This window comes from Fluviibacterium sp. S390 (assembly GCF_049800695.1).
Taxonomy (GTDB): Bacteria; Pseudomonadota; Alphaproteobacteria; order Rhodobacterales; family Rhodobacteraceae; genus Meridianimarinicoccus.
In genome coordinates, this window is the sequence record NZ_JBNAFN010000023.1 from 1 (window position 1) to 14,534 (window position 14,534).

Genomic DNA, 14,534 nt, shown 5'->3' on the forward strand with positions numbered 1-14,534 from the left:
GGTGGATTCACAAACGAAGTGCAAATTTTGTACGAATACAGAGAGTTGCATGGAGTATGAAGAATGGGAACCCACTATTGTCACCTGAAGCTGGACGAACGGCGCAAGCTCGCAAAGTGGCTGGAAGCCAAAATGCCGGTCTCAGAGATTGCGGATAGATTGTGCCGCGACCCCTCGACGATCTACCGGGACATTAAGCGGAACCGATATACTGACGAAGAAATACCGGAGCTGAACGGCTATCACGCTCTCGTCGCTCAAGACAAATACGAGCAGCGCCGTGCTGTCCATCGCAAGATGATCGCTCATCCTGAACTCAAGGCCGCCATCGAGGATCGGCTGAAGGCTGGCTGGTCGCCAGAGCAGATAGCCGGTCGCATGCGATTGGAACGTCATCCGATCCGCGTGAGCCACGAGACGATCTATCGCTTCGCCTATTCCAAGGACGGTCGCGAGGAGCAGTTTTATCGGCACCTTCCCGAACATCGCCGCCGCCGCAGGCCGCGTGGCTATCGCAAGCATAACCGGACCCACATCTTCGACGTTCAAAGCCTGTCCCACAGGCCTGAGCGCATCTCTGAGCGTGCCGAGTTCGGCCATTGGGAGTGCGACCTGATGATGTTCCGCAAGGAGCATGGAAAGGTGAACGTGACGTCTCTGGTCGAGCGCGTCAGTCGTTTCGCCGTTGTCATGCGCAATGAGGATCGCCAATCCAAACCGATCATGGAGGCGCTGATCCAGGGGCTAGCTCCCCTGCCCGCCGATGCACGCCAGTCGATCACCTTTGATCGCGGCACCGAGTTCTCCGCCTGGCGGCACCTGAAAGCCGGGATAGGTGCAGATGCATGGTTTTGTGACCCACAAGCTCCGTACCAGAAAGGCACAGTCGAGAACACGAACAACAGGCTGCGGAAGTATCTCCCCAGATCCACCGAACCGACGGCGCTGACAAATCGATACTTGAGGTCGATTTGCCACCGCGTCAATTCCACGCCGCGCAAGTGCCTCGGCTACCGAACGCCCGCTGAGGTGTTTCAAAGCGAGCTGATGGAGTTACAGAACCGGCTGGAGTAAAACGACATATCAGGAACTGCACTTCACCGTGAGCTCACATCAGAGCCGTCCTGTGCGCCCACCACAACGTCGCCCCTGATCTTGCGCTGCGCCGCGCCGCGCGTCACAGCGGCAGCGCGGTGGTGTTTTTCACCACCTCCAGAATGACCGAGCTTTGCATTTCCTGAACGCCGGGCAAGCTCACGAGGCGATCCTGCATCAGCGTCTGGTAGTGATCGATATCCCGCACCACCAGCCGCATGTGGAAGTCGAACTCGCCCAGCAACAGCACGGCGGACTGGATTTCGGGGATCGCGCGGATCTCGCGTTTGAAGGCCTCCAGCGCCTTGCGATCATGGCGCTTCAGCTTCACCCGCGTCACGACCACGGCGTTGAACCCCAGCTTGCGGCGATCCAGTTCCACATGGCGGCGCAGGATCACGCCGGCTTCCTGCATCTGGTTGATGCGGCGGGAACAGGGCGACTGCGAAATGCCGGCGATCTCGGCGATCTGGGTGACGGTCAGACTGCCATCACGCTGCATCGCCCGCAGGATTCTCAGATCGGTTTCGTCGAGATTGAGCATGAATTCCCTAAATTACCGCGTTTCTTGGCTGAAGTATGCGCACACCCTAGGGATCCCGGCCCAATCGGGCAAGAATGCACCGGAAAATCGGCTATCATGGGGAAAGGCGGCGATTCTCGTGGGAGGAGACATGAGATCCCGCACCCCGGCCGTCGTTCAGGGAGGACGCAACCATGACCGAAACCCCCAAGCTGACCTTCCCGCATCCCCCGGCGCGCCCGGATCAAAGCCCGGATTTCTCGGCGATCGAGGTGCCAGAGGCCGGGATTCTGGACGTGCCGCCGCTCGACCTGACCTCCATCGACGCCCGCCCCTATGCCAATGGGATGGTGCGGGTGCTGAACGATGCGGGCGAGGCCGTGGGCCCCTGGGCCGACTATATCGCCGACATCGACGCCGAGGCCCTGTTGCAGGGTCTGCGGGACATGATGACCATGCGGGTGATCGACCAGCGGCTTCTGAACGCGCAGCGGCAGGGCAAGACCTCGTTCTACCTGCAATGCACCGGGGAAGAGGCCATCGGCTGCGGCTTCCAACGCCAGTTGTCCAAGGGCGACATGAACTTCCCCACCTACCGCCAGCAAAGCCTGCTGATTGCGGCGGGCTATCCGCTGGAAGTGCTCATGGGGCAGGTCTATTCCAACCAGCTTGACCCGCTGGAGGGGCGTCAACTGCCGGTGCTGCATTCGTCGCGCGACTATGGCTATTTCAGCATCTCGGGCAACCTGGGCACGCAGTACATCCAGGCGGTGGGATGGGCGATGGCCAATGCCCTGTCGGGCGATGGCACCATCGCGGCGGCCTGGATCGGCGACGGGGCAACGGCGTCGAACGATTTCCACTCGGCGCTGCTGTGTGCCTCGGTCTATCAGCCGCCGGTGATCCTGAACATCGTCAACAATCAGTGGGCGATCTCTACTTATACCGGCGTCGCCTCGGGCATGGCCCGCACCTATGCCGCCCGTGCGCGTGGTTATGGCGTGCCGGCGTTGCGGGTGGATGGCAACGACTATCTGGCGGTGGCGGCGGTGTCGCGATGGGCGGTGGCGCGCACGCGGGCCGGTCACGGACCCGTGGCCATCGAATGGTTCACCTACCGGGTGGCGGCGCATTCCACCTCGGACGACCCTTCGGCCTACCGGCCCAAGGACGAAGCCCTGGCCTGGCCGCTGGGCGATCCGATCACCCGCCTGAAGGATCATCTGGTCCTGACCGGTCAATGGTCCGAGGAACGTCACACGCAGGCAGAGGCCCAGATCCGCGACGAGATCATCGCGCTGCAACGCAAGGTCGAGGCCGAGGGCACCTTCGTGAACCCCAAGCCGATCTCGCCCGCCACCATCTTCAAGGGGGTCTATGCCGAGATGCCCCCGCATCTGCGCCGCCAGCGGCAGGAAATGGGGTACTGACATGGCCCGGATGTCGATGATCGAGGCGCTGCGCGACGCCATGGACGTGATGCTGGACCGTGACCCGAAGGTTCTGATCTTTGGCGAGGACGTCGGTTATTTCGGCGGCGTCTTCCGCTGCACCGCCGGATTGCAGAAGAAATACGGCGAGGAACGGGTGTTCGACACACCGATCAACGAAAGCGCCATCGTCGGCATGGCGGTGGGCATGGCGGCGCAAGGGATGCGCCCCTGCGTCGAGGTGCAATTCGCCGATTACGTCTTTCCCGCCTACGACCAGATCACCCAGGAAGCCGCGCGCATCCGCCATCGGTCGAACCAGATGTTCTCTTGCCCGCTGGTGGTGCGGATGCCCACCGGCGGCGGCATCTTCGGCGGTCAGACCCACAGCCAGAGCCCCGAGTCGCTGTTCACTCATGTGGCCGGGCTGAAGGTGGTGCTGCCCTCGACACCTTATGACGCCAAGGGCCTGCTGATCGCCGCCATCGAGGATCCCGATCCGGTGATTTTCCTGGAGCCAAAGCGCATCTACAACGGCCCGTTCTATGGCAATCACACCGGCAAATCGGTGACCTGGGCCGGCCATCCCGGCGGCGAGGTGCCCGAGGGGCATTATTCGATCCCCATCGGCAAGGCCGACATCCGCCGCGAGGGCACCGCCGTGACCGTGCTGGCCTATGGCACCATGGTCTACGTGGCCGACGCGGCGGTGGAACAGACCGGGATCGACGCCGAGATCATCGACCTGCGCAGCCTGCTGCCGCTGGACGTGGACACCATCCGCGCCTCGGTCGAGAAAACCGGACGTTGCCTGGTGGTGCATGAAGCCACCCGCACCAGCGGTCTGGGAGCAGAATTGATCGCCGAGGTGCAGGAAAGCTGCTTTTGGCACCTGCACGCGCCGATCCTGCGGGTGACGGGCTGGGACGCGCCCTATCCGCATGCCGCCGAATGGGATTATTTCCCAAGTCCCGCGCGCATCACCCGCGCCCTGCACCAAGTGATGGAGGCTTGAATGAAGGTTCTCCCGGTAAAACTTCCTGACGTGGGCGAAGGCGTGACCGAGGCCGAACTGGTCGAATGGCACGTCAAGGTCGGCGACATCGTGCGCGAGGATGACGTGATCGCGGCGGTGATGACCGACAAGGCGACGGTCGAGATCCCCTCGCTCTATTCCGGCAAGATCACCGAACTGGCGGGCGAGATCGGGCAGGTTCTGCCCATTGGCACCGATCTGGTGATGATCGAAACCGAGGCCGATGCGGTCGAGGATCAGACCTTGGCCGCCGATCCTGGCGAGCCAGCAGCAGACAAGGGAGCGGTCAATCCCGAGACCACTAAATCGGCTGAATCCAAGCCACCTGCTCAAACCGAAAAGGCGGCGAAACCCGTCCAACAGACCCGCCCCCGTCCGGTTGCCGGAACCAGCGCCAGCGCCCCCCGCACCGAAGGCGCGTTGCCCTTGGCGGCCCCGTCCGTCCGCGCCCGGGCGCGGGATGGCGGCATCGATCTGCGGCAGGTGCCCGGCACCGGACCGGCGGGTCGCATCACCCATCAGGATCTGGACGCGGTGTTCAGCCGGGCCGATCACCCGGCAGCCAGCAGCGGGCCGGGCCTGCCACGCAGTCCCCGCATCGGCAGCGAGGATATCCCGGTGGTCGGGATGCGCCGCAAGATTGCCGAGCGCATGGCGCTGGCCAACGCCCGCATCCCCCATATCACCGTGGTCGAAGAGGTGGATGTGACTGCCCTGGAAGACCTGCGTGCCAAGTTGAACGACAGCCGGGGCGAGCGGCCCAAGCTGACCCTCCTGCCCTTTCTGGCCGCCGTACTGGCCCGCGCCCTGCCCGACCATCCCGAGATGAACGCCCATTACGACGACGAGGCCGGGGTCATCACCCGGCACGCGGGCGTCAATCTGGGCATGGCCACCATGACCGACGCCGGGCTGGTGGTGCCGGTCCTGCGCCACGTGGAAGCCCTGGGCCTGTACGACATCGCCACCGAGATCGCGCGGCTGTCCGAAGCCGCCCGCACCTCGAAAGCGCGGCGCGAGGAACTGACCGGCTCGACCATCACCGTGACCTCGCTGGGGCCTCTGGGGGCGCTGGCCACGACCCCGATCATCAACCCCCCCGAGGTGGCCATTCTGGGTGTCAACAAGATCGCCACGCGGCCCATGTGGGACGGCACCCAGTTCGTGCCCCGAAAGATGATGAACATCTCGGCCAGCTTCGACCACCGGGTCATCGACGGCTGGAATGCGGCGGTCTTCGTGCAGAAGATCAAGTCCCTGCTGGAAACCCCGGCCCTGATTTTCGTGGAGGTGTGAGGCATGAGACAGGACAGTTGCAAACTGCTGATCCTTGGCGCCGGTCCCGGCGGCTATGTCTGCGGCATCCGCGCGGGCCAACTGGGCGTGGACACCATCGTCGTCGCGGCCGACAAGCCCGGCGGCACCTGCCTGAACGTGGGCTGCATCCCCTCCAAGGCGCTGATCCATGCAGCGGATGAATTCCACGCCGCACGCAGCCTTGTGGGCGGCAATGCTCTTGGCATTTCGGCAGGCGCCCCCAGCATCGACCTGGCCCGCACCATGGCGTGGAAGGACGGGATCGTGAGCCGTCTGACCGGCGGCGTCGCCTCGCTGCTGAAGAAGGCCGGAACGCGCCATGTGCAAGGCTACGCCCGCGTTCTGGACGGCAAATCGGTCGAGGTCACGACCCCCGAAGGCCCCCTGCGCATCGACGCCGAGAACATCGTCATCGCCACCGGCGCGCGGCCCTTTGAACTGCCGTTCCTGCCCTTCGGCGGCCCGGTGATCTCTTCGACCGAGGCGCTGGCGCTGCCCGAACTGCCGAAACGGCTGTCGGTGGTGGGCGCGGGCTATATCGGGCTGGAAATCGGGATGGCCATGGCCAAGCTGGGGGTGCGGGTCACCCTTGTGGAAGCCGCCAAAAGCATCCTGCCGCAATACGATGCCGAGTTGAGCAAACCGGTGCTGGCCCGGCTGCAGGCGCTGGACGTGGCCCTGCATCTGGATGCCAAGGCGCAAGGTCTGACCGAGGACGGCACCGCATTGCGGGTGGAAACGCTGGGCGGGCCGCAGGAAATCCCGTCGGACAAGATTCTGGTGACCGTGGGCCGCGCGCCCGTGACCACCGGCTTCGGGCTGGAGGATCTGGGGCTGTCGATGACCGGTCCCTTTATCGCCGTCGATCGCTTCGGTGCCACCTCGATGCGCGGGGTGTTTGCCATCGGCGATGTGACCGGAGAGCCGATGCTGGCCCATCGCGCCATGGCGCAGGGCGTGGTGGTGGCCGAGCATCTGGCCGGCCTGCCCACGGTCTGGGACAAGCGCGCCATCCCGGCGGTCTGCTTCACCGATCCCGAGATTGTCACCGTCGGTGCCCTGCCCGATGCGCAGGAGGGGTTGGCCGTCACGAAGTTCCCGCTGGCCGGCAATGGCCGGTCAATGACGCTGGGCCGCAGCGATGGCTTCGTGCGCATCGTGCATGATCCTGACAGCGGGTTGATTGCGGGCATTCAGGCGGTGGGTGCCGGGATCGCGGAAATGGCCGGCGAGTTCTCGTTGGCGATCGAGATGGGCGCGACCCTGACCGACATCGCCGCCACGATCCACGCCCATCCGACACTGGGCGAAACCACGCAGGAGGCCGCCTTGAAGGGCCTCGGTCAAGCGCTGCACATCTGAGACCGGGCTCAGGCCGGCTGGCTGCGCGCCGGGGCGTCGTGGCCCCCCGAAACCCCCGGCACCTTTTCGACCGACAGTCCCTGGCCCTGGGCGGCCTCGGCCAGCGCGTTGGCCGTCGCGCCACCGGTCAGCCACACAACGTGGTGGCCTTGGTGGGCCTCGGACAGGATCACATCGGCAATGCGCGCCTCGGGCCATGCGATGGCACCGGGGCGCGGGCCGACGCAGACCCGCTCGGCATCGCGGCGGGCCAGTTCCAGCACCGCATCCATCCCGGCATCATGGAATATCACATCGCATTCCTGCAGCTTGCGCACCGCCCGCAGGGTCATCAGATCGGCGATCCCGCCGCTGGCCGCGATCACGGCTATGCTGCCCAGCCCGGTGTCATCCGGCGCTTGTCCCTGCGCGATGGCCTCTTTCAACGCCTGCGCGGCCTCGCGTTCATTGCCGATGGCGTGCAGCTGGCGCGGAGGGCCGTCGAACACCCATCGCCAGAAGGCACGCCGACGCGCACGGTCGACCCCGCGCGCCACCGCCGGGCGCATCCGTCCCGCAAGGCTGGCCAGATGACCAAGGCGTGGCTCCAGCATCTGTTCGATGGCGGTCTTGACCTGGCGGCCCAGAACCGGCGCGGTGCCCTCGGTGCCGATGGCCACGACCAGCGGGTCGCGATCCACGATGGACGGCGTGAAGGCGTCGCAAAGCTCGGGCTGATCGACCACGTTCGCCGGCACCCTTGCCACGCGCACCAGATCGGCAAGTGCGGCATCCATGCCGGGACAGCCCGTCGCCACGAACGCCAGTGCGGCTCCGTCGATCAGATCGGGTGTGATGGCCCCGTCATGGTGCTGAACACGGCCTTCGCGCACCAGTTCGACCAGTTCATCGTCCAGATGCGGGGCGCAGAGCACCACCTCGGCCTCGGACTTCAGGATCAGGCGCGACTTCTGCGCGGCCTGTTCGCCGCCGCCCAGAACCATCACGCGGCGCCCGGCCACTTTCAGAAACATCGGAAAAGTCTTCATGGCGGTCGCCTCCCTGCTGCGCTCAACCTAGCGCAAGACTGTTCCGCCGCAAGATCATGTCGCAGCCCTTCCAGAAGCGCCTGCATCTCCGGCCGACAGGAGCCGCAATTGCTGCCCGCGCCCAGACGGTCCGGGATCAAAATCCGTAACAGGGCGCTACCGCGCGGCCTGTCCACCTGCGCCAGACCGGTGGGCTGCGGACCCAAGCGGGCGGCATCCGAGATGATCCGCCAGTCGGGCCGCGCTTTCCCCCGGTGCAGGCAGGAATTTGCGCTGGCGGCTGATGGTCCGGGCGAAACTGGTGAAGGTGCCGTCCTTCTCAACTCAGCCGGCAGCACGCAGCGATTCCATGATGAGAAGGGCCCGTTCCCGGTCCTTCTCGACAGCAACGTTGGTCAATCGATCTTTCATGTTTCGATCCGGGCCCCTAACATGCCCCAAACCCCCTGCCCGGTTCCACGGCAATTCATTGCGCCGGTCCCGTCAGACGGACACCAGCGCCTGCACTTCGTCGCGCGGCGAGTCTGCCTTGGTGCCGGAATGCACGACCTCGCCCCGGCGCAGTACGACGATGCGGTCGGCCAGTTCGTAGGCGAAGTCGAAATACTGCTCGACCAGCACGATCGCCATGTCTCCGCGAGCGCGCAGCTGCTTCAACACCTCGCCGATCTGCTTGATGATGTTGGGCTGGATGCCCTCGGTCGGCTCGTCCAGCAGCAACAGCTTGGGCCGGGTGATCAGCGCCCGCGCGATGGCCAGTTGCTGTTGTTGCCCGCCCGACAGGTCGCCGCCGCGCCGATGCTTCATCTGGTCCAGCACCGGGAACATCTCGTAGGTTTCAGGCGGGATCCTGTGTTCGGAGCGCGGCAGGCAGGAAAACCCGGTTTCCAGGTTCTCGCGCACCGTCAGCAGCGGGAAGATCTCGCGCCCCTGCGACACCAGCCCGACGCCCTTGTGCGCCATGCCATGCGCCGGCAGCACGCCCAGATCCTCGCCATCCAGCGCGACCTTGCCGCCCGATCTTGCGTGCCGCCCGGCGATGGCGCGGATCAGGCTGGTCTTGCCGACGCCGTTGGTGCCCATGACGCAGGTGATCTCGCCCTTCTCGGCGGCCATCGAGACATCGTACAAGATTTGCGAATGCCCGTAGTGCAGGGTCAGGTTTTCGACGTTCAGCATGGTCTAGCGCCCCAGATAGACGTCGATAACCTGCTGGTTCGACGTGACGTGATCGAGACTCCCCTCGGCAAGGACCGAGCCTTCGTGCAGGACCGTGACGCGGCAGTTCAGCCGTCGCACGAAATCCATATCGTGTTCCACCACCACGACCGCGCGGGTCTTGGCCGCTTCAACCAGCAGCGCCGTGGTGCGTTCGCGTTCGGCCAGCGTCATCCCGGCGGCCGGTTCATCCACCAGCAGCAGACGCGGTTCCTGCGCCAGCAACATGCCGATTTCCAGCCACTGCTTCTGGCCGTGCGACAACTCCCCCGACTTGCGGGCCAGTTCGTCGGTCAGCCCGATGGTGGCGGCAAGCTCGTTCACCCGGTCCAGATCCTTGCCGCCAGCCCGGTAGAACAGCACCGCCAGCGGCCCGCGCTTGTTGCGCTGCGCCATCAGCAGGTTCTGGTGCACGGTCTGGTCTTCGAACACCGTTGGCTTCTGGAACTTGCGGCCGATGCCTTCGCGGGCGATGCGCGCCTCGGACATGCCCCGCAGCGAGATGTTCTTTTCGCCCCAGGTGATGCGGCCGTCGTCCGGCTTGGTCTTGCCGGTGACGATGTCCATGAAGGTGGTCTTGCCCGCGCCATTGGGCCCGATGATCGCCCGCAGCCCGTGGCTGGGCATGGTGAAGGACAGGTTGTTGATGGCCCGGAAGCCGTCAAACGAGACGGAAACGCCGGAAACCTCGAGAAGGCGGGTGCTGCTCATTCCTGCGCCTCCTTCTCCTGAAGCGCGCCCATGTCCGGCCCAAGCGGGGCCCCATGACGATCCGGGTGGGTGCGATGGGCGATCAGATCGAACAGCCCGCCGATGCCCTTGGGCGCATACAGGGTGACCAGAACAAAGCTGAGGCCAAGCACGATCAACCACCAGTCGACCCATTTCACCGTGTAGAAGCCCAGGTTGACGTCGGGCACCTGCCCGCCGGTGAACAGCGACGAGAACAGCGTCACGAAGATTGCCCCGATCACCGCGCCGTACAGCCGCCCGCGTCCGCCGATGGCAACCCAGACCGCGAGGTAGATCGAGGCGATGGGCGCAATCTCGGCCGGGTTGATGATGCCCGCCTGCGGATAATACAGCGCCCCCGCGATGCCCGAGATCATCGCCGTGCCGGCAAAGATCACCAGCTTGTAGACCTCGACCTGGTAGCCAAGGAACCGCACGCGGGCCTCGTTGTCGCGAATGCCGCGAATGACCGAGCCGAATTTGCCCGACACCACCCAGGCGGCCAGCAGATAGCCCAGCCCGAGGGCTGCCGCCGAGGCCCAGAAGAACCACAGGGACACCAGCGCCTGCGGCACGTCATCGAGACCCGGCAGGTTTTGAAGCCCCGACAGCCCGTTGTTGCCACGCAGCCCGCTGTCGTTCTGGAACAGGTACAGGGCCAGCGCCAGCGTCATGGCTTGGGTCAGGATCGACAGGTAGACGCCCGTCACCCGTGCCCGGAACGCCAGCCAGCCGAAGACCAGCGCCAGCAGGCCCGGCACCGCGACCACCAGGATCAGCTGGATCACCAGACTGTCGGCGAAGCTCCAGACCAGCGGGAATTCGTTGGACCCCACGACGCCGAAGATCTGGGTGGCGATGGCCTCCTGTATCTCGGTGACAGTGGCCGGGATCGGCGCTTCGGCCAGCGAAGTGGCGACGATGTCGCGGGTGCGCTCGTACATCAGCCACATGCCGATCATGTAGCCGCCCAGCCCGAAGAAGGCGAAATGCCCCAGGCTGAGGATGCCGGTGTAGCCCCAGACCAGATCCATCGCGACAGCGATCAGGGCCAGGCACAGGGTCTTGCCCAGTGTCTTGACGAAGCTGGTGGACAGGAACCCGTTGCCGACGGCCTCGGACAGGACGGTCACGCCCAGAACGAACAGGCCAAGGCAGGCGAGGAAGATCAGGACAGATGGATTTCTGGCGACGAAACTGCGTTGCATGGCTCAATCCCCCGCTGCGCGGCCCTTCAGGGCGATGATGCCCCGCGGCCGGAATTGAATGAAGATGATGATGAAGACGATCATGTAGGTCTGCGCCGCCAGCGTGTTCGAGGGGTTCATCCATTCGATGCCCTTTTGCAGCCCGCCGATCATCGCAGCGCCCGCAAGGGTGCCCCAGATGTTGCCGACGCCGCCCACGACCACGGTCATGAAGCTTTGCACGATGTAATCCGACCCCAGTTCCGAGGTCACCTTGGCAAACAGGCCGATGGCCACGCCCGCGACACCGGCGATGCCCGAACCCAGCCCGAAGGTCAGCATGTTGACCCGGTCGGGGTTGATCCCCATCGAGGCCGCCATGGCCCGGTTCTGGGTGACGGTGCGGGTTTCCAGCCCCAGCCTTGTGCGCCGCATGATGAACAGGAACAGGCCCAGGAACAGCAGTGCAAGCACGAAGATCGCGATGCGGATGTAGGAAATCGACACCACGTCGTTGAGCACCAGCGCGCCGTCCAGCCAGCCCGGAGAGGTCAGCGGCCGCGCCTGCGTGCCGAAGATGTTTTTGGCCAGCTGCTGCAGCGCGATCGAGATGCCGAAGGTCGCCAGCAGGGTTTCCAGCGGCCGGTTATAGAGCCAGCGGATCACCAGCCGCTCCATCAGCACCCCGGCGCCGAAGGTCACGGCAAATGCCAGCGGCAGCGCGACAAGGATCGAGATCGTGTGATCGGGGATGAACTGCTGCACCACGTATCCGGTGTAAGCGCCCATCATGATGAATTCGCCATGGGCCATGTTGATGACCCCCATGACGCCAAAGGTGATGGCCAGCCCAATGGCGGCGAGGAAATAGATCGACGCCAGCGACAGCGCGTCCAGCCCCAGGTCGATGGCCTGGTTCACACCGACCTTCAACTCGATCTTGGTCAGCGCATCCTGTGCGGCGGTGGTCACGGCGGGATCAGCCACCTGATAGATCTCGGCAAAGCGGTACCCGGCCAGGCTGGCCTCCACATCGCTTTCGGTCACCAGCGGCGGCACCAGACCCGCCTCGGACAGGGCCACATAGGCGCGGGCGCGTTGGAATTCGTCCGACAGGGTGTGCACCGAAATGCCACCGACCTTGCCATCGACGATATTGGCCGCCAGTGCGTTGCGGATGTCCGCGCCCGACACGCGCGGTGGCGCAAGATCCCCGTCAACCAGCAGCGCATAGGCGTCGTCGATGCTGAGGGCATCGTCGCCCGGCTTGAGTTCCGCGCGGACATTCACGCCCTCGGGGATCGCTCCGGGAAAGGCCGCAAGATCGGTCACCAGCAGCGGGTTCAGGGTGGCCCGCACATCAACGCCCAGATCGCCCGCCATGTCTTCGATGGCGGCAACGCGGGTCGGTGTGTCGGCGTCATAGGCAATCGTCAGAAGCCGCTCGATCCGGGTCTTGCGGGCGGCAATATCCGGGTCGATCTCGCCCTCGATCGACAGGCGCAGCGGTGCCAGAAGCGAGGCTTCGGGCGCGCGTTCGATGGCGATCAGCGCCTCCATCCGGCGCGTGGGGTCGGGATCGGTCAACTGGAAGCGCACCAGCGCGGTCGAGATCATCGCGCGAACACCGCTGTTGGGCTTGATCTGCTTGATATCCGATTTGTCCGCCGTGCCCATGTCGGCCCCGGTGTCGAAATCGATCAGGCGATAGGTCTTGGAGTCCACCTTCTCGGCGCGGAAAAACAGCCCGTCATCCTTGCGGTACCACATGTCCTTGGTCACCCAGGCTTGCAGCACATCTTGCGCCGCCGGCGCCTTGCTGGCCACCACCGCGTCGATGGCCGGCCCGATGGTCTTGCGGGAGCTTTTCACGATCGTCTCGCGCTGCTCTTGCAGAACGGGTTGGATCAGGACGTCATCGGCCCAGGCAATGTTAACCTGTGCCAGGACGCACAGGCCCAGCAGGAGAAGTAATTTCATGATGGTATCTGTCCCCGATGCCAGAGGGGCGCGACCGCCCCTCTGGCGTGGTTGGGATTAGTAGTTCGACTTGGTCTGAACGCAGGTCTCGGTTTCGGTGTTGTACATACCGCAGCCGAGATCTTTCCAGTCGGACACCAGAACCGCGCTTTCCGGCAGGAAGTCGGTCCAGGCGTCGCCCGGCACCACGTCGGTTTCGCTGATGATGTCGAACTGGCCGTCGTCCAGGATCTCGCCGATCAGCACCGGCTTTGCCAGGTGGTGGTTCGGCAGCATCACCGCGGTGCCGCCGGTCAGGTTCGGGAATTCCTGGCCGTACATGGCGCTGCGCACCGCATCCACATCGGTCGTGCCGGCAGCTTCGGCGGCGTTCACCCACATGTTGAAGCCGATGTAATGGGCTTCCATCGGATCGTTGGTCACGCGCTCGTCACCCATGCGGGCTTTCCACGCGGCAACCCATTCGGCGTTGGCTTCGGTGTCAGCCGACTGGAAGTAGTTCCAGGCCGCCAGGTGACCCACCAGGTTCGAGGTGTCCAGACCCGACAATTCCTCTTCGCCGACCGAGAAGGCCACGACCGGAATGTCATCGGCCGAAATGCCAGCGGCAGCCAGTTCCTTGTAGAAGCCGATGTTGGCGTCGCCGTTGATGGTCGAGATGACGCCGACCTTCTTGCCGTCGGCGGCCAGGGCGACCACATCGGCCACGATCTTGGACCAGTCGGAGTGACCGAAGGGGGTGTAGTTGACGAAGATGTCGTTTGCCGACACGCCCTTGGACTTCAGATAGCTTTCAAGGATGTTGTTCGTTGTGCGCGGATAGACATAGTCGGTGCCCAGCAGCGCGAATTTCTCGACGCCCAGTTCTTCCAGGAAATAGTCGGTGGCCGGGATCGCCTGCTGGTTCGGCGCAGCCCCGGTGTAGAACACGTTCTTCGAGCTTTCCTCGCCCTCGTACTGAACCGGATAGAACAGCAGGCCGTCGAGTTCCTCGATCACCGGAAGGACCGACTTGCGCGACACGCTGGTCCAGTTGCCGAAGATCACGTCCACATCGTGCACGGTCAGAAGCTCGCGCGCCTTTTCGGCAAACAGCGGCCAGTCGGACGCCGGATCGACAACCACGGCTTCCAGGTCGCAGCCCAGCACGCCGCCTTTTTCGTTCTGCTGTTCAATCAGCATCAGCATGGTGTCTTTCAGAGTGGTCTCTGAAATCGCCATGGTGCCCGACAGCGAATGCAGAACGCCGACCTTGATCGGGCAGTCTTCGGCGATGGCGGCGGTGGCCATGGCGGCCAATGCGGTGGTCGTGCAAAGCGCAGTTTTCAGGATGGTCATCTGTGTCTCCCCAGGGAAGGTCTGGTCCCGGTTGCGCGCACGCCCCCGAAGCCCTACCCAGGCCCCGCAATTGTATTGCATCCGTGTGACGGTCGGTCCGTTTCCAGTCGTCTGACCGTCACACACCTGTTCGCTCGGCCCCTCAGCCGCAGGCAGGCCCACCGTTTTGACACAGCCGCTTTGAAGGCAACGAAACCGGAGGGAATTCCGGCAAGGCTGCAGCGGTTTGCGGAATACTTCACCTTTAACGGCTGTTGATGGCTCTTTTTTGGGCATTCGTCGCTTTGC

The 14,534-nt window shown here is 64.4% G+C and carries 12 protein-coding genes and 1 pseudogene; 5 read left to right on the forward strand and 8 right to left on the reverse strand.

Annotated features, from left to right (window positions below; genetic code table 11):
• Positions 1-63 precede the first annotated feature (63 nt).
• Positions 64-1,074: an IS30 family transposase gene (locus tag ACP15K_RS16215; protein ID WP_424990000.1), complete on the forward strand. Its 1,011-nt coding sequence runs from the start codon at positions 64-66 to the stop codon at positions 1,072-1,074.
• A gap of 103 nt (positions 1,075-1,177) precedes the next feature.
• Here ACP15K_RS16215 and ACP15K_RS16220 read toward each other — a convergent pair whose 3' ends face one another.
• Positions 1,178-1,639 carry an Lrp/AsnC family transcriptional regulator gene (locus ACP15K_RS16220; RefSeq protein ID WP_193142941.1) on the reverse strand — a complete coding sequence of 154 codons (462 nt, stop codon included), beginning with the start codon at positions 1,637-1,639 and terminating at the stop codon, positions 1,178-1,180.
• 173 nt (positions 1,640-1,812) lie between these two features.
• On the opposite strand from ACP15K_RS16220, the gene ACP15K_RS16225 reads away from it, so the two are divergent.
• The 4 genes from ACP15K_RS16225 to lpdA are packed head-to-tail and all read left to right on the forward strand — an operon-like array spanning position 1,813 to position 6,763.
• Positions 1,813-3,048 (forward strand): thiamine pyrophosphate-dependent dehydrogenase E1 component subunit alpha, encoded by a 1,236-nt coding sequence (locus ACP15K_RS16225; RefSeq protein WP_193142940.1) that lies wholly within the window; start codon positions 1,813-1,815, stop codon positions 3,046-3,048.
• 1 nt (position 3,049) lies between these two features.
• Positions 3,050-4,063, forward strand: a complete 1,014-nt coding sequence (locus tag ACP15K_RS16230; protein ID WP_424991002.1) for an alpha-ketoacid dehydrogenase subunit beta — start codon at positions 3,050-3,052, stop codon at positions 4,061-4,063.
• The gene (locus ACP15K_RS16235; RefSeq protein WP_193142938.1) at positions 4,064-5,380 is read left to right on the forward strand and encodes a dihydrolipoamide acetyltransferase family protein; all 1,317 of its coding nucleotides are present in this window, start codon (positions 4,064-4,066) and stop codon (positions 5,378-5,380) included. It begins immediately after the preceding gene.
• Between the two features lie 3 nt (positions 5,381-5,383).
• On the forward strand, positions 5,384-6,763 hold the full coding sequence (gene lpdA, locus ACP15K_RS16240) for a dihydrolipoyl dehydrogenase (RefSeq protein WP_424991003.1): 1,380 nt from the start codon (positions 5,384-5,386) through the stop codon (positions 6,761-6,763).
• An 8-nt stretch (positions 6,764-6,771) separates the two neighbouring features.
• Here the strand turns inward: lpdA and ACP15K_RS16245 are convergent, their stop codons facing one another.
• The 7 genes and pseudogenes from ACP15K_RS16245 to urtA form a co-directional block, all read right to left on the reverse strand.
• Positions 6,772-7,791: an NAD(P)-dependent oxidoreductase gene (locus ACP15K_RS16245; protein ID WP_424991004.1), complete on the reverse strand. Its 1,020-nt coding sequence runs from the start codon at positions 7,789-7,791 to the stop codon at positions 6,772-6,774.
• A 200-nt stretch (positions 7,792-7,991) separates the two neighbouring features.
• Positions 7,992-8,112, reverse strand: a pseudogene (locus tag ACP15K_RS16250) (molybdopterin-dependent oxidoreductase); the annotation flags it as partial.
• 162 nt (positions 8,113-8,274) lie between these two features.
• Positions 8,275-8,970: an urea ABC transporter ATP-binding subunit UrtE gene (gene urtE / locus ACP15K_RS16255; RefSeq protein ID WP_193142935.1), complete on the reverse strand. Its 696-nt coding sequence runs from the start codon at positions 8,968-8,970 to the stop codon at positions 8,275-8,277.
• Between the two features lie 3 nt (positions 8,971-8,973).
• Positions 8,974-9,720, reverse strand: coding sequence for an urea ABC transporter ATP-binding protein UrtD (gene urtD / locus ACP15K_RS16260; protein ID WP_193142934.1), 747 nt, complete (start codon positions 9,718-9,720; stop codon positions 8,974-8,976).
• A complete protein-coding gene (gene urtC / locus ACP15K_RS16265; protein WP_193142933.1) occupies positions 9,717-10,949 on the reverse strand; it encodes an urea ABC transporter permease subunit UrtC in 1,233 nt (410 codons plus the stop codon). Before urtC ends, urtD begins: the two co-directional genes overlap by 4 nt.
• A 3-nt stretch (positions 10,950-10,952) precedes the next feature.
• Positions 10,953-12,908, reverse strand: coding sequence for an urea ABC transporter permease subunit UrtB (gene urtB / locus ACP15K_RS16270; RefSeq protein WP_424991005.1), 1,956 nt, complete (start codon positions 12,906-12,908; stop codon positions 10,953-10,955).
• A gap of 57 nt (positions 12,909-12,965) precedes the next feature.
• Positions 12,966-14,246 carry an urea ABC transporter substrate-binding protein gene (urtA, locus tag ACP15K_RS16275; protein WP_424991006.1) on the reverse strand — a complete coding sequence of 427 codons (1,281 nt, stop codon included), beginning with the start codon at positions 14,244-14,246 and terminating at the stop codon, positions 12,966-12,968.
• Between the last annotated feature and the right edge of the window lie 288 nt (positions 14,247-14,534).

What these genes read in the sequence shown, in the direction of transcription:
- urtB (WP_424991005.1), bottom strand. Translation starts at nt 12,908, where the DNA reads ATGAAATTACTTCTCCTGCTGGGCCTGTGCGTCCTGGCACAGGTTAAC.
- ACP15K_RS16220 (WP_193142941.1), bottom strand. Translation starts at nt 1,639, where the DNA reads ATGCTCAATCTCGACGAAACCGATCTGAGAATCCTGCGGGCGATGCAG.
- ACP15K_RS16225 (WP_193142940.1), top strand. Translation starts at nt 1,813, where the DNA reads ATGACCGAAACCCCCAAGCTGACCTTCCCGCATCCCCCGGCGCGCCCG.
- lpdA (WP_424991003.1), top strand. Translation starts at nt 5,384, where the DNA reads ATGAGACAGGACAGTTGCAAACTGCTGATCCTTGGCGCCGGTCCCGGC.
- ACP15K_RS16245 (WP_424991004.1), bottom strand. Translation starts at nt 7,791, where the DNA reads ATGAAGACTTTTCCGATGTTTCTGAAAGTGGCCGGGCGCCGCGTGATG.
- urtD (WP_193142934.1), bottom strand. Translation starts at nt 9,720, where the DNA reads ATGAGCAGCACCCGCCTTCTCGAGGTTTCCGGCGTTTCCGTCTCGTTT.
- urtC (WP_193142933.1), bottom strand. Translation starts at nt 10,949, where the DNA reads ATGCAACGCAGTTTCGTCGCCAGAAATCCATCTGTCCTGATCTTCCTC.
- ACP15K_RS16215 (WP_424990000.1), top strand. Translation starts at nt 64, where the DNA reads ATGGGAACCCACTATTGTCACCTGAAGCTGGACGAACGGCGCAAGCTC.
- ACP15K_RS16230 (WP_424991002.1), top strand. Translation starts at nt 3,050, where the DNA reads ATGGCCCGGATGTCGATGATCGAGGCGCTGCGCGACGCCATGGACGTG.
- urtE (WP_193142935.1), bottom strand. Translation starts at nt 8,970, where the DNA reads ATGCTGAACGTCGAAAACCTGACCCTGCACTACGGGCATTCGCAAATC.
- ACP15K_RS16235 (WP_193142938.1), top strand. Translation starts at nt 4,064, where the DNA reads ATGAAGGTTCTCCCGGTAAAACTTCCTGACGTGGGCGAAGGCGTGACC.
- urtA (WP_424991006.1), bottom strand. Translation starts at nt 14,246, where the DNA reads ATGACCATCCTGAAAACTGCGCTTTGCACGACCACCGCATTGGCCGCC.